Genomic DNA, 21,547 nt, shown 5'->3' on the forward strand with positions numbered 1-21,547 from the left:
CGACACGGGGTGACGGGCCGGGGGAAAATGGCGGATTACACACACTACCACAGCAAATATTTTGCCAATCGAATCATGCTGGAGGGACGGAACGACGAGGCGTTCGCCAAGTCGCTGTCCACCGCTCGAGTCGACATGAAGCCGCATCAGGTCGAGGCGGCCCGTTTCGCGCTGCAATCGCCCCTCTCCAAAGGCGTTATCCTTGCCGACGAGGTCGGGCTGGGCAAGACCATCGAGGCCTGCCTGGTCATCGCTCAGAAGTGGGCCGAACGCCGCCGTCACGTCCTTCTGATCGTTCCGGCATCGCTGCGGACACAATGGCAGCAGGAGTTGCAGGAAAAGTTCTCCCTGCCGAGTGTCATCCTGGATTCGAAGACGCATCGGGAAGCGGTCAAGAACGGCCAGAAACACCCGTTCGACAATCCCGGGGCGATCATCATCACCTCCTATGAATACGCCGCTCGCCAGCACGCCGAACTGCACCGCGTCGGCTGGGATCTCGTCGTCATCGACGAGGCGCACAGGCTGCGCAATGTCTACAAAAAAGGCCAGTCGGCCCGAGCAAAGAAGTTGCGTGATGTGCTCGCTTCCCGCTTCAAGGTGCTGCTGACCGCCACGCCCCTGCAAAATTCTCTAATGGAACTGTACGGGCTGGTTTCTATGGTCGACGACAGCTTCTTCGGCGACGAGCAGAGTTTTCGCGCGATGTACGGCCGCGCGGCAGACAGGCTTTCGCTGGGAAGCCTGCAGCGGCGCTTGTCACCGATTTACAAACGACATCTGCGGCGCTCGGTGCAGGAAGCCGGACACGTCAAATACACCAGACGGCTCGCCGTTACATTCGATTTCGAGCCCTACGATCTGGAGACGAAGCTCTACGAGGGCGTATCCGCCTACCTGCAACGTAAGGATTCCATCGCCTTCGGCTCCAAGCCGAACCAGCTGGTTCTGATCGGTGCACGCAAGACGCTCGGCTCGTCCATCGCAGCAATCATCATGTTTCTGGAGAACGTCGTCGCCCGGCTTCGCCGCAACCAGGTCGCCGATGAAAGCGTCGTTGCCGACATCGACGACATCGCCGAGGTCAAGGAAGAGATCGCCGACGATACCACCCTGTCTGCCGACACGAACGGCAACGGCGCAGATGATGAGGATGACAGGGATCCCGATATCATCGATCCCAAGCTACTAGCGGCCGAGATTGCCGAATTACAAGGCTACCTTGACTTGGCCCGATCCATCGGCGCGAATGCCAAGGGCGAAAAGCTGCTGGCGAAACTGCCGGAGGTGCTGGATGCGGTCGAGAATCTTGGCGGCAGGCGCAAGGCGGTGATCTTCACCGAATCCGTTCGCACCCAGCGCTACCTCGCCGAAATCTTGTCGCAGAACGGCTATGCCGGGCAGATCGTGCTGATGAACGGCTCGAACAGCGACCCGGAAAGTCAAAAGATCTACAAGGCGTGGAAAAAAGAAAAGGAAGGCACTGACGCGTTTTCCGGCTCGAAGGGAGCCGACATGAAGAGCGCCATCGTCAACGCTTTCAAGTCCAACGACAAAACCATCCTCATTGCAACGGAATCCGGTGCGGAGGGCATCAACTTGCAGTTTTGCTCTCTGCTGATCAACTTCGATTTGCCCTGGAACCCCCAGCGCATCGAGCAGCGGATCGGCCGCTGCCATCGTTACGGGCAAGCGATCGACGTGACCGTCGTCAACATGCTCAACCTCAAGAACCAAGCCGAGAAGCGGATTCACGAACTGTTGAGCCAAAAGTTCAACCTGTTCGAGGGTGTGTTCGGAGCCAGCGACAACGTCCTCGGCTCCATTGAATCTGGCATCGACTTCGAGAAGAAGGTGTTGGCTGTCGTCCAGAGCTGCCGCACCGAGGCAGAGGTCAACGACGCATTCTCAGAGCTGGAAGCAGAGCTTGGCGAGCAGATCAAGGCCGACATGGCAGAGACGCGCCAGCACCTCTTCGATCATTTCGACGCATCCATAGTCGACATGCTGAAGCAGCGCGATACCGACATCCGTCAGACGATGTCCGATTTCGAGCGTCGCCTCTGGCTCATTGCCCGGGCCGAGCTTTCCAAGGCGAACTTCCACAGCGACGGCATTCCGCGGTTCGAACATGAAGGGAAAACATGGTCAACGATGTGGCCACAGGCGGACGAAAAGGGCTGGCAGTTCTTCCGTCTCGGTGACGGCACTCTTGCCGATAGTCTGGTCGAAGTCGCCCGAACCCGTGACCTCGCGGAAGCCAGGCTGTTTTTCGACTACCAGGCTTACAGGAGCGACGGCCAGCCGCGTCTGTCAGACCTTGAGCAAATTTCCGGAAAGTCCGGATGGCTGAAGGTTTCACTGCTGCGGGCTGAAACAGCGCTAGGATCGCGCGACAGCATAGTGATCGCCGCCGCTACAGATGACGGCAAAGTTCTCGCTCAGGGCACGGCCGAGCGACTCTTCGAGGTGCCCGCCGTCGCCAGCGCTGTGGATGCCGCCTATCCGGCCGACAAGATGGCTGCCATTGATGGGGAGGCCGTAAAGGCGGCGCAGCAGGCGGCCGAGGATGAGAGTCGGAAGTGGCTGGATGAGGAATCCGCGAAGCTCGAGACATATGCCGACGACCTCGAAAAAACCTATGATCGGCGCGTCGCCGAGCTTGAGGCTGAGGCCCGCGCGGCCAAGAAGGCCCTTCGAGGCAACCTGTCGTTGCCGCTGGCGCAGAAGATCGAGGAAGAGAAGCGCATCAAGAAGCTGGAAGCGGAGCGGTACGATTTGAAATTCGCTGGCTTCGAGAAATTGCGGGCAGTCCGTAACGAGATCGACGGCAAGTTGGATGAGGTCGCTGCGAAACTGGCGATCACGCCGAAAATCACCCCCTTGATGACAATCCGCTGGGAGTTGGCGGCATGAGCAAGAAAACCCGCCTTGAACTCACCTGGATCGGCAAGGATGAGCGGCCGAGGCTTGAGCCGAGGATTCTGGTCGAGGATGCCGGGCTGTCACAGCACGCCAGCGCGCGGCATTCCGAGGCGGACATCTTCGATAACATGCTGATCCAGGGCGACAACCTGCTGGCGCTGAAGGCGCTGGAGGCGGACTATGCCGGGCGTGTAAAATGCATCTTTATTGATCCACCATACAACACCGGATCCGCGTTCTCGCATTACGATGACGGCGTGGAACACTCCCTCTGGCTCTCCTTAATGCGTGATCGTCTTGAGCAGCTTCTGAATTTGCTCGCAGATGATGGCTCCATGTGGGTGACTTTGGACGACAACGAAGCTCACTATTTCCGTGTTCTGGGAGATGAGGTATTTGGCAGAAAGAACTTCATTGCAGATATAGCTTGGCAAAAGAAGTATTCGCCAGGTAACAACGAGAAGGGAATCTCGTCTGACCATGACCACATCCTTGTGTGGGCAAAGGAAAAAGAGAAGTGGGCGTGGAATTTGTTGCCCAGAACAGAGAAGCAGGATGCCGCATACAGGAATCCCGATAACGATCCACGAGGTGTTTGGAAACCCAGTGACTTGACACGTGCTGAACATCGGGATCGCGATTTCTACCCCATCAAAACGCCGAGCGGGAAAGATGTACTTCCGGCAGCCGGAAGAAGCTGGAGCAGGCCCCCTGAGGAAATTGAACGGCTAAGGGCTGACAATCGACTTTGGTTCGGCCCCAAAGGTGATGCTAAGCCGAGCCTCAAACGATTTCTGTCAGAGGTGCAAGAGGGGATCGTTGCCCGAACGATTTGGCTTCGCGACGAAGTTGGAGATAACGAGCAGGCAAAGAAAGAAGCCAAGGCATTCAACAGTGCAGATATCTTTGCCACACCAAAGCCGGAACGCTTGCTTCAGAGAATTCTTCAGATCGCCACCAATCCGGGCGACTTGGTGCTCGACTCATTCGCTGGATCCGGCACCACAGGTGCGGTCACCCACAAGATGGGCCGCCGCTGGATTATGGTGGAGTTAGGCGATCATGCCGTCACACACATCGTTCCCCGGTTGAAAAAAGTCATCGACGGTGATGACACGGGCGGGGTGACGGAAGCAACCGGATGGAAGGGCGGCGGTGGTTTCCGCTTCTATCGACTTGCTCCATCGCTGCTTGAAAAGGATCGCTTCGGCAACTGGGTAATCGCCAAGGAATACAACGCTGCGATGTTGGCCGAGGCGCTCTGCAAGCATCTCGGCTTCACCTATGCGCCCAGCCAAGATCCGGCTGAATACTGGCGGCACGGCCATTCGACCGAAACCGATTTCATCTATGTCACGACGCAGTCACTGACCTATGACGCGCTGAAGAAGCTGTCCGAGGAAGTCGGGCCGCAGCGGACGCTGCTGGTTTGCTGTAAGGCGTTCAACGCCAAGGAAGACAGTTTTTCAAACCTCACGGTGAAGAAGATACCGCATTCCATTCTCGCGAAGTGCGAATGGGGCCGGGACGACTATTCCCTCAGGATCGCAACCCTCCCGCAGAAGTTGGTTTCCGAAGAGGGGACTGAGCCGGCGCAGCAGGACAAGGAGCCGAAGAGAGGGAGAGCCGAAGCCGCGCTGCCTCTCTTCGATATGGCGGGAGGCAAGTGATGTTGCAGCGGCAGCTCCACCAGATCAAAGCTCGGCTCTCGCTTCGGAAGCCACAGGCAGAGGCGCTCGACATCCTAGCCGACGTGCTCGACACGATCGAGTTTTCGAAGGGCGCAGACGTGTCAGCAGCTCTTGAGGCGATCAAGGCGACATACCCGAGCGTGACGGATTTCGAGCGGGATTTTCCGTCGTTGTGCTTCGCGCTGGCGACCGGGGTCGGCAAGACGCGCTTGATGGGCGCATTCATCGCCTATCTCTACCTCACCGGGCGTTCGAAGCACTTCTTCATCCTGGCCCCGAACACCACGATCTACGACAAGCTCGTCGCCGACTTCAGCCAGCAGAACTCCCCGAAATACGTTTTCAAGGGTATCGCGGAGTTCGCGCAGCTCCCGCCGATCGTCGAGACGGGCGACAATTGGGAGCGCGGTTACGCCGTGCGCGGTGACCTGCTTGGCGAGACGGCCATCGTTTTCATCTTCAACGTCGACAAGATCAACAAGGAGCAGGGCCGCATCCGGAAGCTCCACGAATATATCGGGGAGTCCTATTTCGAGTACCTGTCCGGCCTGCCAGATCTCGTCCTTCTCATGGACGAGGCGCACCGTTACCGCGCAAAGGCAGGCATGACCGCCATTGCCGAGCTGCGGCCCGTCATCGGTCTGGAACTGACGGCAACCCCACGTTCGGTCGGAGCGCGGTCGGTTCCGTTCCAGAACGTGATCTATGACTACCCACTCGGCCAGGCGATGGTCGATGGCTTCGTCAAGGATCCTGCGGTCGCGACCCGGGAGGGATTCCGTGCCGACAGCGTCACGCCCGAGCAGCTTGAGCGGATGAAGTTGGAAGACGGCATTCACTGCCACGAGCATACCAAGGCGGAGCTGGCGATCTACGCGCAGCAGACCGGGCGCAAGCTTGTCCATCCGTTCATGCTCGTGGTCGCGCAGGACACGACGCATGCCAGCGACATCCGGAAGCACGTCGAGTCCGAGGAGTTCTTCCAGGGCCGATACAAGGGTCGGGTGATCGAGGTCCATTCCGGCACGCGCGGCGAGGAGACCGAGGAGGCCACGGCAAAGCTGGTGGCGCTGGAGCACGATGCCCAGACAGACATTGTCATCCACGTGAACAAGCTGAAAGAGGGCTGGGATGTCACCAACCTCTACACCATCGTCCCGCTGCGCGCGTCCGCATCCGATATCCTGACGGAGCAGACACTCGGGCGCGGGCTGCGGCTGCCCTATGGCCAGCGGACTGGCGTGGAGGCAGTCGACCGACTGACGATTATCGCCCACGACCGCTTTGACGACGTGATCAAGGCAGCGCGCGACGCGGACTCCCTCATTTCAATCCGGAAGACCATCATCGTCGGCGGCAGTGGCGACGTGTCGGACGCAGGAGCGCACGTCATCGAAGCTCCTTCGAAAGTCGAAACGTTGCTGACCGGGACGGCGGGAGAGTTGGGGGAATCCGAACAGGAGCCCTACGTCTTTCCTACTCAGGAGGAGCGCGAGGTTGCGCGCGTCACCCTGGAAGTCATCCAGCGCGAGTTCGAGCGCAAGATCAAGACCGGGATCGACAAGCTCGAAACGCCGGAGGTTCAGGCCGAAATCACCCGGATCGTGCAGCAGGTCATGGCTCCGGAGCAGGGTTCGTTCGAACTTTCCGAACGAAAAACGGACGTCGCCGCGACCGTCGCGAAAGTGACCAGGCAGCTCGTCATGCACACCGTCTCGATCCCCGAGATCGTGGTGCTCCCGACGAGTGACGTGAATTTCGGTTTCCAAGACTTCGATCTTTCGAATCTCGATACCATCGCCAAGCAGCCGCTGTCGGACCAGATCATGGTGCAGCGGCTACGCGACGAGTCCCGCGCCTTCCTTGCACGCACGGTTGAGCAGGCGAAGGAGGAGCGGCTGGAGAATTACCTCGTCCGCCACCTGATGGACCTGCCGCAGGTCGACTACGAGACCCAGAGCGAACTCCTCTTCAAGCTGGCCGGGCAGATGGTGAAGCGCCTGGAGTCCTACCTCACCACGCCGGAGGACGTGGAGAACGTCCTCATCGTGCACGGGAAGGATCTCGCCCGTTTCATCTTTGGACAAATGCAGAATCACTACTGGGAGACGGCTACAGATTATCGGGCGAACGTATCCAGAGGCTTCGTCATGCTGAAGCCGCAGGCATACAACGTGCCGAGCGAGGAATTCATTCGAGATTTCCGAACGCCCGCCAACCCCTTGAACCACACCCCGAAATACGTCTTCGCGGGGTTCTCGAAATGCTGCTACCCGTTCCAGAAATTTGACTCGGATACCGAACGCCAGTTCGCCGTGATCCTGGAGGCGGCGAGCGAGACGGCAGTGCAGCGGTGGATGAAGCCGGGAGTCGGTCAGTTCCGGATCGAGTATGCGGCCGGGCAATCATACGAGCCGGATTTCGTCGTGGAGACAGAGAAGAACAAGCTGATCGTCGAGATAAAGGCGAAAAATGAGATCGCCGATCCCGTAGTCCAGTCCAAGGCCAAAGCGGCCCGGAAATGGGTTCACCACGCCAACGAACACGCCCGGGACACGGGCGGGAAGCCGTGGACCTACGTCCTGATCCCGCATGATGCGGTGCAGCCCAGCGCGACGATGGCATCGCTGGTCTCTTCCTATGCGCAAGCGGCGGAGCTTGTTTGAGGCGTGGCCAAGGTCTTGAAGAGGCACGGAGGAGCATCGGTGTGACCAGACTGAATCATGAAAGGCCGATCTTCAAACTCCTGGCCGACCTAAAGAGTGACAAGAACCGACCACTGCCTGAAAGCCTAACGAAGCTGGAGAAGAAGTTTGCGTCGGTCAGCGGGTCTAGCCGCTCTCCGGCGAGGACGACCAGGCCACATGAGAAGAAGATAATCCATGAGGTGGCGATCGGGATTTTTGATCACGTCGCAAAGCATAACGACGTTCGGATCGTTCATTCGCTCTTAGAGGCAGTCGAAAAGGAGGCCGACAGGAATGCGGTCCTGGAGTGGTTCTGCCGATACGGTAGAGTCACAAGCGTTGCAGGGAAATTGAAATTCTCGAAAGACAAGCACGCGGATCGCACGGCGGCGGTTGAGAACCCATATTGGACGCTCATGTCGAAGTCGCCATCAAGCCGCGCAGCGTTCAATCTGGCGCGCGAGCTTGAGAAGCTTGTCGGCAAGGCGACAGAAAGAATGGTGCGGCCTTCGGCGGGTGACGAGATCGACCCATTACTGTTAGCCAAGGTCCGGCGCTTGCTCGTGAGCGGCGCGTGACGATGCTGATCCAACGAGTTGGGATGCAGAACGATCGTTCATTGGCCAATTCTTAACTCGCGTGGGCGCACAAGCGCGCCAAAGGCGGGAGAGGCAAGTGAATGGCCAACAACAGAACCGATGAACATCAGTGGAAGCGGTGGATGGATGCTCCGTTGGAACCATCGCGCGATTTCATGTCTGCGCAGCAACTTGCCGCCGCTCTCAAGCATGCAGTCCAAAACGGATATTGCGAAGGTCCTATCGATGAACCGATCCTCATCAGTGATGATAGGATGTATGATCTGGCCCGGTTCAAGGCTTGGCTCCTCTATTCACGCGTGAAGAGCTACCGATCGAAGGTCCCTGAGGACGTTGCCGTGATCGCTGCCGCACTGGTTGAGGTTCCAGAGATGTGGCGGTCTGCTCGACCTCCTAGATACAAGGCTATGCGCGATCATGTGGAAGCGCTTGAAAATGCGAAATTGCGAGAGTCCGCCCACGGAGCAACTCACGAGGCGCTGGAGGCGCTCGGGGATTTGGCTCGCTCTCTCTTTGTAGGAGACTATCAAGGGAAGAACGACACGCCTATGGGAGACGTTCTTCTCGCCTGTTACGAAGCCGCCCGCCTGATCCGGTCATCCAAAGTTCCTGCCATTGCAGCCGATGAGATCATCGCTGCCATTCACCTGTTTAGGGCGACTTGCGGGACGGATTCCAAGCGCTTTCTGACTACATTGTCGACTTCGACGAACTGATCTAAACGCGCGACGATCGTCAAAGCTGGATGCGATCTGAAGAGAGCATCTAAGATCACGAAGCTGGGTGGCTACGTGTTCCGGCAGGAATACCCGGATGAGTGGTCCGCCAAGCGCGGCACGCTCCAGTGGGCTTCCCTGCTCATCGAGCGTCACGCGTAGACATGAGCCAGTCAAAAAGGCGGGCGGCTACCAAGCCGCGCCCGCCCTCTTGTTGAAGACCCATCTCATATTGCCCGAAGAGATGTTGATAATCCCTCGTGTCCGACTGATGCTTTTCATGTGACCGCCAATTCTCTGTCAGCGCAGAGGTCAACTCGATGAGGCGGCCTATCCGTTGAACAAGGGGATGGATTCTGGATGGCCAGCCCAGCTGCTCAGGACGAGCACCTTTCAACCGCTAGGTACGGCGGCGGCTCTGGGGCAGACATAAAACAGCACTCAGCGCGATCGCGTCCGCCACGCTTTGCCCGGTACAATGCGGCATCGGCCCGCTCCAACGCACTGTCCAGATTCTCTCCACCTCGTGCCTCGGCCAAGCCAATGCTTACCGTGGGTTGATGTGACGAGGGGAGTCCCTCATGGCGATCATGAGAGAAGGCAGTCCGGACGGCCTCGGCGAAAAGCAGCGCAGCGCGAGTTTCAGTTGCGGGCAATATGACAGCGAATTCTTCGCCACCGAGCCGACCAACTATTCCGGATTGACCTGTAGCATCGCCAAGTACCCTACCGAGGCCTTTGATGACAGCATCCCCCACGCTATGGCCGTAGATGTCGTTGATTTTCTTGAACCGATCAATGTCACAGATCAGGACCGTTGCCGGAAGTACTGCACTAGCCCGCTCCAGCATTGGAGCCGCACGCTCGAAGAAGCCTCGACGATTGAGAACTCCAGAAAGCGCATCTGTCACCGACACCTCGGCGAGATCCTCCATCAGGTCTGAGGCGATACGTATAAGGAACAGTATCGCAAACGTGACCCAGGAGAACAGAGCAGTCAGCTTAATCGACACGATCCAGAATGACGCTGGCATCGCTCCACCCCCGGCCGGAGGACCTTCGACTAGAATCGACAGGATGGGGCGCGAGGCCACCATGATAGCTACCAAGCCGAGGACGAATGCTATCCCAAAATCAACACGATCGCGTGGTCTCTTTCGGAGCACGGCCATGAGACCGATAGTGAGCATCACCGCCATACCGCCGCTAATCGAGGTTCCACGCCAGAATACATCGACATGGACGAGGGAGAAATACGACGAGACGGCCACTGACAGGCCGTAGATCGATGAGAGAAGGCGATCAGGTGAGGAGCCCGCATATCTCAGGCATACGCCTCTCGCCGTGAAAAACGTCACAGCAGGAAAGATGGCGTTGGCCGCCCACGAAACCCATATGTCGCCGAAAAAGACGCGCAGGAATTCGACCCCCCAGCTGACACTTGCGGCCATATAGACCAATGACCAGGCGAGGATATAGGTGCGCTCCCGCTGCCTAAGCCAGATCGAATAGAATGTCAGAAAGAACAGGCCTGCGATTATCGGATTGGCCAATGAAAGGAGATATGTCGGATCCAAATGTCGTGCCTCCCCGCACGCAGTACTGGAAGAACACTAGAACGCTACCGTTGCGTATCGGTTAAGTAGGGGAGTGCATCAAATCCGTGACTTCTCCTTGGCTGATTGCACCCTGGCGCAGAACCTATGGGATTTGAAAGTATGCGAGGAATTACCGACGTGTCGGCTTCCGCGGCGCGTCGTAATCGTACGGATGATGATCCGAAGACGCAACCGGAGCGAGTTCTCCAGCATCGAGCAATGCGAGCAGCTCTTCGCCACGCCGCGCCCACTCTGGGATCAGCTCCAGAATCTTCCTGTGCCTTATTGAGGAGGGAATATCGGGGCGAAAAGGCTTCGGGTTCACCAGACGCGGCGATGCAGCAATCTCGGTTTTGAGTTCAAACCAATCACCCCTTGCATCAATGTCGCGCAGGTAGAGCGCAAGAGGCAGCGAAAACCCGTCGAGATGTTTCCACTTCGCACGCACGACATCAGTGTCCAGCCTCCCCCGGTTCCTGATCAGAAACGCCACTATCTCGGCAGCGCGCTTGGCCTGGAAATCGACCGGAGGGCGGTATTCTAGGATAGCCTCGCCGTTGAGTGCCGCACCCGTTTCAGAGGGCAACGTTTGGGCTTCCTCGTCCGGTCCATGCAGCGGCGATCGAGTTTTCGTTTCGGCTCGGCTGTTCCGTGCGCGAGCTCTCGTCTGCGTGTACCCATTCGACCGCTCAAAGGCGATGGCGATGAAGAAGAGCGCTGCTAGGATCGGCCAGAGCACGTTCGGCAGGCGGCGCTTGGCTATGTGGCGACGGGCATGTCTTCTGGCAGTTGCGCCGCAGCCCCTTCGTCGTTTCCTTCTCTTCCCGGTGTCCGGAATGGGTCCCACAGCCCGGGAGGATGTTCGTCCCGATCGCGAGGGAGGGGCGAAGTGTTCATGCGTCGCCATGGGCATCCTCCTTCTCCACCAGCGCGAAAGGCGTATCCTTCAGGACGTGCCTGTCGTGTGGCCTCGTGAGATGATGATCCAGCCACCTGCGGAAGCTGGCGACAAGCTGCTCCCCCCGGCCTGCGTCCGCCAGGGCGATGATTGCCGCCCCAAGGACGAACCTGACCTGGCTTTGCGTCTTCCGGTTCGAGCGATCGAGCGAACGGCGCAGGCGTGCCGTCCTTGCCCGCGCAGCGCGCTCCTTTTGCCGTGCCGCTTCGAGCCTCTGTTCCATGGATTCGGCCATGTCGTCCCTCCGGTTGATGATGCCTCCGGGACTATTGTTTGTCGGCGTTTGCGCCGGCGCAAACGCGAGCTCACCATCATGCGATGACTGGAAGGAAAAAGAAGATGAGGCTCGCCTATACATTGCTGCGCAACGTCAGCTCGAAAGAAGATCCTGGCGGCAGCGATTTCGGCCACGGAGTGAAGGCCGATGGCTGATTTCTTTCGTGTACAGTTCGGCGTGGTCAGCCGCGGCGACGGGCACTCCGCCGCGAAACGCTCGGCCTATCAGGCATGCGGCCGGGCCGTGGATCACGAAGGCCGCGCGTTTGATTTCAGCAGAAGGCGCAAGGAGCACGTCCGCACGATCATGCTTCTGCCGGAGCGCGCGCCGGATTGGACACACGAGCCGGAGTCCCTATGGCAGCGTGCGGCGGGGGCTGAGAAACGGATCGACGCGCAGGAGGCGCGTATAGTCGATTTCTCGATGCCGAGGCAGATTCCTGAGGTGTTGTGGGAGTCTTGCATCCGTCATGTTTATGCGCCCTTCCTTGAGCGCGGCATGATCTTCCAGGTCGACATCCATGACACGCCCGCGAGCGACGGCGGCAGGAACGCGAATGTCCATGGCCTCGCAACCCTGCGGCCACTCGACAGGGACGGATTTTCGAAGCGAAAGGACCGCACTTGGAACGACCTGTTCCGAGAGCGCTCGGGCCGGGCAGTCAGAGAGATGTTTGCCACACGGCTCACCACATTTTGCCAGGAACACAGTATTCCCTATGAGGGTGACGCGCGGCCCAATTCTGAGCGTGGTCTACCGGACCCTGAGCCTCAGTTGGCAAAATGGAATTTCGAAGCTTACGAGCGGACCCAGGTAATGCCGGAAGCGCTTGCGGCACTCCATCAACATCGAAAAGGAAGGCGGCAATGGGAGGCCGCAATAGCCGAGGAGATCGAAGCCGCGCTTGAACTCGGCCGACTTGAAGGACGGCTGCGGGCGCAGCGCCAGCGGCGGGTCGTTCCGGCCCTCCCTGGGCAGCGGCCGTCTTCGCGACGGGACCGCCGCGCCGCGATCCTTCGGGCATGGCACCATGGCGGCTGGATTGATGCAGCCACTCTCCCGGCGATTGCCGCTGTCAGGTTCGATCAGACGCGGAACCTGCTCTGGATCGACCTTTCTGACGGCACGACTCTGATAGATCGTGGCGACGCAATCACCATGAGGGGCCCCGTAACCTGGACTGCCGCTCTGGAGACGGCCGCCGCCGCCGAGCGCTACGGGTGGAAATCCGTTCGCGTTCATGGCGATCGGGCGTACAGGGATGCCGTGACGACGGCATGCCTGCTGCGCGGGATCGAGGTGGAGAACCACACCCTATCACGGACGGTTCAGGCTGCCTTTGACAGGCTGCTTGCCAGCCAGCAAAATCATTCGAACAATCCGAATGAACCGGGTCCGGGAGCAACTGGAGTCGCGACCGAGGGCGTTGTTCAAGCCCCGCCCGACGCTTCATCGGCACCGTCGAGCCGTCACATCCATTTGGCGCTTGCGAAGCGGATCTCGGTTCCAAACCTGCCGCCCATAGAGCCCTCGGACACGGAGGGTTCTGCCCCCGTCTTCAAGCCTGCCTTCACCCGAAGGCCGTCGCCCAAGAAACTGCACTTGGATCGTGGCCAGCTTGATTTCGCCAAGCCCGACTAAGGCAGATCCATGTGCCGACCGGGAATATGGTCCGAACTCCTATTCATGGCGGCGACGAGGACATCCACCGCGTGATGCCGCGCGCAGAGAAGACCTACTTCTCGATCGGTCTGCCGTCCGACGTTACCCACATTCCGTCACTCAAATAGGCATCCTCCCCGCGCTCGTCTGTCGCAAAATCGTCGTACAGCGCTTTCATGTCTCTAAGCGCCAGGACCTCAACATCTTCGAAGCCCATACGGTCAAGCGCGGTGGTCGCGATGTGAACCAAGTACTGCGCATCCAAGAACACCGGAGTTTCAACGTAAAGCCGCCCTGTGTGGTCCTCTTTCGTCACGATCTCCATATCGAAGTCACCGAACACCTGCACCGTAGTAGAAGTCAGAGACTTCTGGTCCTCGAACGCGCGGTACTCCCCGGCATCTTCAGAAGCCGTTGCCGTTAAGAGTCGAGCCCCATGCCGACCGACGATGACCCGATAGAAAACATATGGTTTGGAGCAAATGCGATACTCTTCTTGTGTCGAGGAAAGCTTGTCTGGGAACTCGATGATCGGCATCCCTGTTTCCTCAGTTGCTCCTCGTCTAAAGATATTACGGTTCTTGTCTATATTTTTCATTGGGGGCCTGCATCATGATCTCGATGACATCCGCATCGCAGAGTGCAGGCATAGTCAGAGTGGTGTTGCCCGCTAGGCTTGACCACATCCAGCGATTTTCATAACGCTCGATAAGTTCGAGGGATGATGGCAAGCCCTCGTTGCCAGAAAGCCACCCCCAGCCCCATTGCTCCTCAAAGCGTTCTATCAGTTCGGGGGACCAAGGCAATTCTTTGTTCGAAGAGAGACCACAACCAACACCACCGTTTCCCCAATTCCAGCGCTCCTCATAGCGCTCGATGAGTTGCAGGGACCAGGGCAAATTCTCGTTGTCAGAGAGGCCCTGCCAATCCCAACGATCTTCAAAGTGCGCGATCAGTTCGAGAGACCAAGGCAAGCTCTCGTTTAGAGAAAGCCACAGCCAGTTCCAGCGCCCGTCATGGCGCTCGATCAGCTCGAGAGACCACGGCAAATTCTTGTTGCGAGAGAGACCGTTCCAATCCAAACGATCCCCATAACGCTCGTGTAGTTCACTGGACCAAAGCAAGTTCGCGTTGCAAGAGAGGCCGTCCCAATTCCAGCGCTCCTCAAAGCGCCCGATCAGTTCGAGAGACCACGGCAACACGGAAAAACGAGAGAGGCCGTACCAATTCCAACGCCCCTCAAAGCGCTCAACCAATTCAAGAGAGCAGGTCAGACCCGCGTTGAAAGAGAGGTCGTCCCAATCCCAGCGCTCCTCAAAGCGCTCGATCAGTTCGAGAGACCAAGGTAAACCCTCATTCCCAGACAGCGAATGAGGGTGATCATCCCAATTCCAGCGCTCTTCAAAGCGCTCGATCAGTTCAAGAGACCACGGCAGGCCCGCGTTGCAAGAGAGGCCGTCCCAATTCCAGCGCTCCTCAAAGCGCTCGATCAGTTCGAGAGACCAAGGCAGGCCCTCGTTACGAGAAAGGCACCACCAATCCCAGCGCTCCTCAAAGCACGCGATCAGTTCGAGAGACCAGGGCAGGCCCTCGTTACGAGAAAGGCACCCCCAATCCCAACGATCTTCAAAGTGCGCGATCAGTTCGGCATCCAGCGGCTGCCTGCGCGATAGGTAACAAACCACATCCTTGGGATCGATTCGCTTCAACAGCTGGACCCATCGCGCTCGGGCGATACCCTCGTTGAGTCTGGCGGCGATTCCCAATTGCCTACCAGCCACCTGCAACAGCGCCGGATAGCCCGATATTTTCGGTGTGAGGGAACGCCCTGTCATCTCTCTTTCTCCCGTTGCAACGGGTTCAGCTCAAATTCCTGCGCGAAGTGGAGTTGCAATTCGACCTCTATCAGTTCTTGCTCCAGCATCGAACCCTGCCGTTCAAAGAAGTCTTGCCAGTCAGCCTCAGTGGCTCCGGCGGCTTCCAGCAGGCGGCAAGCGTCGGACTGATGCAAGGCTTTCATTTCTGTGGCTATCCGGGCGATGGCCCCCTCCATCTCTGCGATAGCGGCCCTCAGCTTATCGGCCTCTCGCATTGTGCTAGAGCGCGCACCAGGCAAGCCGCCCGCCTCAAGCATGGCGAGAATTTCACGTACCTCAGCCAGATCATTGCTTTTATAGGCCGCCTGCAACTCGGCAAATGCGCGGCGCGCGGCCTCCTGGTGCTCGTTGGGAAACTTGTCAGGATGGCAAAGATGGCATGCCTTGCGGTAGAGCGACTTCAACTCGTGTTCGTCGCGTGCATCGAGGGAAGGCAAGGGAGCTTCATTTTGAAGTTCCTCATGCTGACTGGAATAGTCCGTATAAGCTTCTTCTGCGGCGCGGGCGGCCGCATCCGCCGTAGCGCGCACCCTGCTGTCTGTCTGTTCCCGCGCGGCCAGCCGCGCAAGTTCTGCGCGCGCGCGCAGCAGACGTTGAATCACTTCGCCCAGCGCTTCGTCGTGGCGGCGACTGAAAGTGATTAGGCGGCGCTCCAGTTCGGCCTTCTCGTCGCTCATGGACAAAAGACGCAGTTCCAGAACGGAAAGCTCGAAACGAAGGCGTGCGATATCCTCTTGGTCTATGACCAGCAGAGCGGTGGCCGCGCGCAGATATTGGTCAATCAGTTCCAGCGCGACTTTGTATTTCCCCTCATCCAATGCCGCGATGAGCCGATCCAGGCCAAGCGCCCTCGTGGCCGGACGTAGCTTGCGGATGTGGGGCGCAATTTCGTCCTGCTCGCCCAGCAAAATCAGACTGCGGATGAGCTCAATGCGCCGACGTACAGCTTCGGCATCAGCCACAGGGTCCACGCCGCCTCCTTGTCCGGCGCGGGTGAGCAAGCCCTCGAAGGCATTGAGATAGTCACGAGCGAAGTCATCTGCATCCGTAACGACGGTAACGTTCTCGTCGTTGGACCTGGCCTTCCGGCTCCAATTATATGAGCCTGTGATGACGGCGTTACCGTCGATCACACAAAACTTGTGGTGCATGATCCGATCGTCACCGACACCGGGCGGCAGGAAAATGACTTGCCCACCGAGGCTACGGAGCCTGCCGAAGTTAAGCCCGCTGCCCCCCTGGTTGATCTCGTCGCCGATCAGCACGACCGAGACCTTCACGCCGAGGCTAGCCTTTTTGCAAAGTACCTCGAATATGTCCCTATCCGTGAACCAGGCGACCGCGACCGCGATTTCGGACTGGGCCGCGCTCAGATGACTGATAATAGCCTTGTTTATGTTCGAAAAATAAGCTTTTAGTTCCATATCACAGCGCTAATTAGCTTGGTTGCAACGTCAATCCGGCGGTCTTTCTAGTAGTATCTCTGCGCGCGAGTGTGCCACATTCTCCGGCTCTGTCACACCGCACGGTTGGGAAGCGTGATCCGGTGATAGCGCGGCTGCTCCGACTGGCTCCATCTGCTTCTCTCTGGTTCTAGCCGTGGCCGCTATGCGATCGGGTGCAACGGCACTAGCCGTCTGGCACTTCGTTTCGCCTCGCAGGTGCGCCGGCTCTTCATTGCGGCCGTTTCGGCAACCATCGAAAGCGATGGAGACTGAATGCGACGTATATCGCGTCGAGAGAGAGAAAATTCTCCATCTAACCCCACCCTATGGTCCTAGCTCCGATTTGAAATCCTAGCTGCTAGTGCAGCGAGAGGAGTTAGAAACCGTATTTGTCACGGCGGGTAGTAAATGCCTTTTGACCGCCCTCTAGGACATCCTTGACGAGTTCTTTAATCGTACCAACGTCGATCGAGCCGCAAAGCGCTTCTTCCAACACCGTGCGTTCCAGGCCACCTTCAACTATCGGTGTCAGGCCGACAATCTGCTCAGCATCCCCGAGCACCGGAATGTTGGCATTGTGGCTGGAGAAAATGAACTGCCGCCGACGCTTCTCAACGCGCATGGCAGGTACGATGCTGTCAGCGATGAACCGATTGTCGAGATCATCTTCAGGCTGGTCTACGATCAGGGGCGCGTCTGACTCCAGCAGCAGCAACAGAAGAACCGCTGTTGCCTTTTGACCTGTAGACAGATCGTCCAAAGCCTTCCAGTTTGGCGCCGTCCCGGAGGCGACATTTAGCTCGACTATGGCCTCTGCCGGGAGCTCGCATTCCTCGACTTCGAGCGCGAGCGCAGTGCCACCCTCGGCAACCTTTTCGGCTCCGAGTTGGGAAAACCCATACTCCTTCGCGAGGGTCTGGGCGCCCTGCCGGATGTGTTCAGCGAAATCGGAAAGCCCAAGCGAATCCTGAGCTCTCAATCGCTCAAGAGGTTGGTTGATGTTCCCGGTGATTCTGGATCGAAGGACCTTTTCTAGATCGCCGAGGTCGCTATTTTGCTGCACTCGGACCCGTACCCTGTCCGCAAGCCGCTTCGATACCTTGCGGGCCGCCTGCTCAAGTTCACGGAAATCCTTCGCTTTGAACTGTTCCCATTCGACTAGAAGCCCCTTCCGCTGCTCCTGCAGCTTCGTGAGCGTTTCCGCTCGTTTTTCGCGCTCGGCTTCCTTCGGCTTCAGGGTCTCGACCTGAGTTTTGATCGCCACGAACTTCCGGGGATCGTGGCCGTCGGCTTCCAATTCCTTGACCGTCGCCAGATAGCGTTCGTTGGCGGCACTTTCGAGCGGTTGCCAGTCGGTCTTCACTGTGTCGATCTTGACCTTGACTCGCTCCGCCATGGCCTGGAGGTAGGCAGCCGCGCGCGCCTTGGCTCGGTCGAGTTCCGCGACAAGGTCGTCAAGGGGCTCCAGCAACGCCCGATTAGGGAGATCAGTATCGCCAGCCGGCAGGAGCGACGGACGATCATCGGTGGGCTCCAAATGGGTGCTTGTGTCCTCGAGCTCATTCGCCGCATGCCGAGCGGCGTCGAAGACGCGAGCCTCTGCATCGATGCTGGTCTTCTCGGCCAATTTGGCTTCAAGCCCCGCAGACGCGAACCGCTTCAGGTTCTCCCGTAGCGCGGGCAACGCGGCGAGCGCATCATCGATCCGGCCGATTTCGGTCAACTCGGCGAGAATCGCGGAGCGCGAGCGTTGTAGTCGGTCGCGAAATTCTGCTCGCCTATCCGATGTGTCGGCCGCTGGTCCGGTGAAGCGGCGCAAGATTTCTGCCAGCTTGTCGGGATGACGGGTCAGTTCCGAGATCTCGTGCTGGCCGAATATTTCGACGCTACCGATCAGATCGATCGGTGCAACATCGGCAAGGACGTTGCCCGACTGGTCGCGCACGGTCGGACGCTGTCCGTAGATGCGTTCGACTAGATAGTACTGGGGTGACGGCCGAGGAGACCTCAGCAGTACGGACACCGTGGAACCTGTACCCAGCACGCCCTTGGTAATCGATTGATGTGAGCGGATTGCCTCTTGCCCCTTGGGCATCAGATCGAAGGCGTATCGCAGACTTTCGATCATGGTCGACTTGCCTGCGCCGCGTCCGCCGACCAACACGTTGAGGCCACTGTTCAAACGGAGAGATTGCCCATCCAGCAGCCCGCCTTCCCATGCAACCGCAACAACTTCGGTGTGTTCGCCGTCCTCGTCATCCGAGTTGAGACGGACGCGGGATTCCCAATCGAGGAAGCCCTGACGCAACCCCTCAAGGGACACTGCCGTCATCTTGATGAGGGTAGTGCTCCGAGCGTCTGCGAAGTCCTCCGGGCGGCAAACATCATTGGCGTTGATAATGCAGAGCGGCCGCGTCCTTTTCGCGGCCTCATCCTTATTCCGGATGATATCTCGATGGTTCTGCGGGGCGTCGTCCGGAGCGCCGGGAAGAGCAGCGGCAGCGAGGTGTTCTGACTTCCAAGCCCGCGCCCGAGATTGGCCTGACAGCGTCGAAAGAAGTCCGGCAGCACTGGATACGTGCGCCGCGATTGACAGCCCGCCCAGTTCCGCCACCTTTTCCATCAATTGCTCGACGCTCTTGCTCGATTGAGGTGAGGCAGCGCCAGAATCCGTTAGGCCACAGGCACCAATGTGGCGTTCGAGATCGACAATCGGCGTGCCTGGAGGAAATAGGCACAGGAGGTGGATGCCTTCGCTCGAATTGGCCTCAAACCCTGGAAAGACGACGATCCCGGCCTGCTCGAACGCGGCCATGAGTGATGCCGAACCTGAGACGCGGAAATGGTCTGTGACCGCAACGACTTCGACGCCTGACGCGGCAGCCTTGGCTACCATTGCAGCATTATATTCGCCTTCACTCGCGAACCCCGAAGCCTTGGAGTGTCGAACACAGTAATCGAACGGATTCACTTGCAGTGCGCACCGATAGAATCGCGCCCCGGCGGGTCGGCCCATGGCTGCCTTTATTCCTTCGCCAACTGCGGAGTGGCCAAGGAGTGTCAGGAGTTCTGTAGGAGGTTCTTCGTAAGGCATGAGGAGCCGCTTGTGTGAGGAAGCGGGCTGGACCTCAGCATTACGTCAAGCTCCCGCCCCCGGGGGTTGATTCGCTACATCTTAGCCGGGAGCCCTGTGCTCAGATAGGCAGCGCAATTTATGTAGCATAACGTCAAGAGGTTGTGGCCGCCGGCTGCCGCCACCTCCAGCGCGCGCCGGGCGCTCTCCTGGCCCTTGATGTCGGCGAGGTCGGGCAGGCCGGTGGCGGCCGCGCGGATGCTTGCCTCCGGCCGCGCCAGCACCTGGGTACCGCGAAAATGGTTGGCGATGGCGATCAGGCTGCGAGGCGCAAGAATGTCGATGTCCGCGCCCGCCCAGGCGGCCTCTGGGCCGGAAGCGGCCGGGCAGATGAGGCCCTTGCCCTCGGCATTGGCCCCCATCGCGGCCGGTAGCGCGCCGGAAACGGCTGCGATGGTTCCGTCGAGCGACAATTCGCCGAGCACGACATAGCCGCCGAGCGCGTCGCCGGGAACCGCGCCAAGTGCTGCCATCAGCCCCAGCGCGATCGGCAGGTCGTAGTGGCTGCCTTCCTTGGGCAGGTCCGCCGGGGCGAGATTGACGGTGACCTTCTTGGGCGGCATCGACAGGCCCGAGGCATGCAGCGCCGCCTGCACTCGCTCGCGGCTTTCGGCCACGGCCTTGTCGGGCAGGCCGACAATGTGCATGCCCATCTTGCCGGGAGCGATCATCACCTGCACGTCCACCGGCACCGCCTCGATGCCCTGGAATGCAACCGTGCGCACGCGCGAAACCATGCCGCCCCCCAACGCTGCCGGACTTGCCCCTCCGCATGGTCCCCGGAAGTGGCGGAAGCCGCTTCCCGGGGCGTTCCAGTCATGGCAGCGTCGCGAGCGCATCCGGCCTGCGCCGGCGCTGCAATGCCCGGCTGATCTGTGACGTTGCGTCAGACAATCACAGTTTCAAGGGCAAAGCAAGAACAAGACGGGAACATGCCCTTCGCGCGGATTGCAAGCCGGTTGTGGCCGGTTGCGCGGGCGGAACATCCGCCCGCCAGCGTCAGCGGCGCTTGTCTTCCACCGCGTCCCAGAACAGCGAGGCGATGTCGGCGCCGCCGAAGCGCTTCACCTCGCGCACGCCGGTGGGCGAGGTCACGTTGATCTCGGTGAGATAGTCGCCGATCACGTCGATGCCGACGAGGATGAAGCCGCGTTCCCTCAGCGAAGGGCCGATGCGGGCGCAGATCTCGCGCTCGCGCTCGGTAAGTTCGGTTTTCTCGGCGCGTCCGCCGACATGCATGTTGGAGCGGGAATCATGCTCGGCCGGCACGCGGTTGATGGCGCCCACCGGCTCGCCGTCGATCAGGATGATGCGCTTGTCGCCCTTGCGCACTTCCTTCAGGTAGCGCTGCACGATGAAGGGCTCGCGGAACATCTGCTGGAACATCTCCAGCAGCGCGGCTAGGTTGCGGTCGGCCTCGTGCAGGTGGAAGATGCCGGCGCCGCCATTGCCGTAGAGCGGCTTGACGATGATGTCGCCATGCTCCTTGCGGAAGGCGTCGACCTCCTGCGGGTCCTTGGTGATCAGCGTTTCCGGCATCAGGTCCGGAAACTCGGTGACGAAGATCTTTTCCGGGCTGTTGCGCACCCAGGCCGGGTCGTTGACCACCAGCGTCCTGGGGTGGATGCGCTCGAGCATGTGTGTGGTGGTGATGTAGTTCATGTCGAAGGGCGGGTCCTGCCGCAGCAGCACCACGTCCATCTCGCCGAGGTCGGTGCGCACCGGCTCGCCCAGCCTGAAGTGGTTGCCCTTCTCGTCGCGCACCTGCAGTTCCTCGATGCGCGCGAACACCTTGCCGCCGATCATCGACAGCTTGTCGGGCGTGTAGTGATAGAGCCGGTGGCCGCGCCGCTGCGCCTCCAGCGCGAGCGCAAAGGAAGTGTCGCCGGCGATCGAGATCGTGGCGATGTGGTCCATCTGGATGGCGACGTTAAGCGGCATGAGGGTCTCCGGCGGCAAGGCATGAGGGCGCTTTCACC

The 21,547-nt window shown here is 59.3% G+C and carries 14 protein-coding genes and 1 pseudogene; 6 read left to right on the forward strand and 9 right to left on the reverse strand.

Translation table 11 applies throughout. From position 1 onward, the window contains the following. The first annotated feature begins 27 nt into the window (after positions 1–27). From AC3A4H_RS15675 to AC3A4H_RS15695, 5 genes are all read left to right on the forward strand, one after another. The gene (locus tag AC3A4H_RS15675; protein WP_487767505.1) at positions 28–2,916 is read left to right on the forward strand and encodes an SNF2-related protein; all 2,889 of its coding nucleotides are present in this window, start codon (positions 28–30) and stop codon (positions 2,914–2,916) included. Then, on the forward strand, positions 2,913–4,595 hold the full coding sequence (locus AC3A4H_RS15680; protein WP_487767506.1) for a site-specific DNA-methyltransferase: 1,683 nt from the start codon (positions 2,913–2,915) through the stop codon (positions 4,593–4,595). The genes AC3A4H_RS15675 and AC3A4H_RS15680 overlap by 4 nt, the downstream gene beginning before the upstream one ends. Further along, the gene (locus AC3A4H_RS15685; protein WP_487767507.1) at positions 4,595–7,282 is read left to right on the forward strand and encodes a DEAD/DEAH box helicase family protein; all 2,688 of its coding nucleotides are present in this window, start codon (positions 4,595–4,597) and stop codon (positions 7,280–7,282) included. The genes AC3A4H_RS15680 and AC3A4H_RS15685 overlap by 1 nt, the downstream gene beginning before the upstream one ends. A gap of 41 nt (positions 7,283–7,323) precedes the next feature. Further along, complete coding sequence (locus tag AC3A4H_RS15690; RefSeq protein ID WP_487767508.1) at positions 7,324–7,881, forward strand: hypothetical protein; 558 nt, start codon at positions 7,324–7,326, stop codon at positions 7,879–7,881. A 101-nt stretch (positions 7,882–7,982) separates the two neighbouring features. Continuing rightward, the gene (locus AC3A4H_RS15695) at positions 7,983–8,618 is read left to right on the forward strand and encodes a hypothetical protein (protein ID WP_487767509.1); all 636 of its coding nucleotides are present in this window, start codon (positions 7,983–7,985) and stop codon (positions 8,616–8,618) included. Between the two features lie 377 nt (positions 8,619–8,995). Here AC3A4H_RS15695 and AC3A4H_RS15700 read toward each other — a convergent pair whose 3' ends face one another. The 3 genes from AC3A4H_RS15700 to AC3A4H_RS15710 form a co-directional block, all read right to left on the reverse strand. Beyond that, positions 8,996–10,195 (reverse strand): GGDEF domain-containing protein, encoded by a 1,200-nt coding sequence (locus tag AC3A4H_RS15700; protein ID WP_487767510.1) that lies wholly within the window; start codon positions 10,193–10,195, stop codon positions 8,996–8,998. A gap of 151 nt (positions 10,196–10,346) precedes the next feature. Next, positions 10,347–11,123 carry a hypothetical protein gene (locus AC3A4H_RS15705; RefSeq protein ID WP_487767511.1) on the reverse strand — a complete coding sequence of 259 codons (777 nt, stop codon included), beginning with the start codon at positions 11,121–11,123 and terminating at the stop codon, positions 10,347–10,349. Next, positions 11,110–11,409, reverse strand: coding sequence for a hypothetical protein (locus AC3A4H_RS15710; RefSeq protein ID WP_487767512.1), 300 nt, complete (start codon positions 11,407–11,409; stop codon positions 11,110–11,112). The genes AC3A4H_RS15705 and AC3A4H_RS15710 overlap by 14 nt, the downstream gene beginning before the upstream one ends. A gap of 189 nt (positions 11,410–11,598) precedes the next feature. Between AC3A4H_RS15710 and AC3A4H_RS15715 the strand changes: the two genes are divergently transcribed. Next, complete coding sequence (locus AC3A4H_RS15715; RefSeq protein WP_487767513.1) at positions 11,599–13,092, forward strand: MobA/MobL family protein; 1,494 nt, start codon at positions 11,599–11,601, stop codon at positions 13,090–13,092. A 94-nt stretch (positions 13,093–13,186) separates the two neighbouring features. On the opposite strand, the gene AC3A4H_RS15720 is transcribed toward AC3A4H_RS15715, so the two are convergent. The 6 genes and pseudogenes from AC3A4H_RS15720 to gshB form a co-directional block, all read right to left on the reverse strand. After that, entirely contained in the window at positions 13,187–13,651 is a 465-nt protein-coding gene (locus AC3A4H_RS15720) for a hypothetical protein (protein ID WP_487767514.1), read from the reverse strand. A 34-nt stretch (positions 13,652–13,685) separates the two neighbouring features. Next, on the reverse strand, positions 13,686–14,948 hold the full coding sequence (locus AC3A4H_RS15725) for a hypothetical protein (protein WP_487767515.1): 1,263 nt from the start codon (positions 14,946–14,948) through the stop codon (positions 13,686–13,688). After that, positions 14,945–16,414 carry a phospholipase D-like domain-containing protein gene (locus AC3A4H_RS15730; protein WP_487767516.1) on the reverse strand — a complete coding sequence of 490 codons (1,470 nt, stop codon included), beginning with the start codon at positions 16,412–16,414 and terminating at the stop codon, positions 14,945–14,947. The genes AC3A4H_RS15725 and AC3A4H_RS15730 overlap by 4 nt, the downstream gene beginning before the upstream one ends. A 397-nt stretch (positions 16,415–16,811) precedes the next feature. Further along, entirely contained in the window at positions 16,812–19,529 is a 2,718-nt protein-coding gene (locus AC3A4H_RS15735) for a TrlF family AAA-like ATPase (protein ID WP_487767517.1), read from the reverse strand. Positions 19,530–19,663: 134 nt separating this feature from the next. Further along, a pseudogene (locus AC3A4H_RS15740) lies at positions 19,664–20,305 on the reverse strand (magnesium chelatase domain-containing protein); the annotation flags it as partial. A gap of 262 nt (positions 20,306–20,567) precedes the next feature. Further along, complete coding sequence (gshB, locus tag AC3A4H_RS15745) at positions 20,568–21,509, reverse strand: glutathione synthase (protein ID WP_487767518.1); 942 nt, start codon at positions 21,507–21,509, stop codon at positions 20,568–20,570. Positions 21,510–21,547 lie beyond the last annotated feature (38 nt).

This window comes from Pseudaminobacter sp. Soil_N_29, assembly GCF_057656055.1.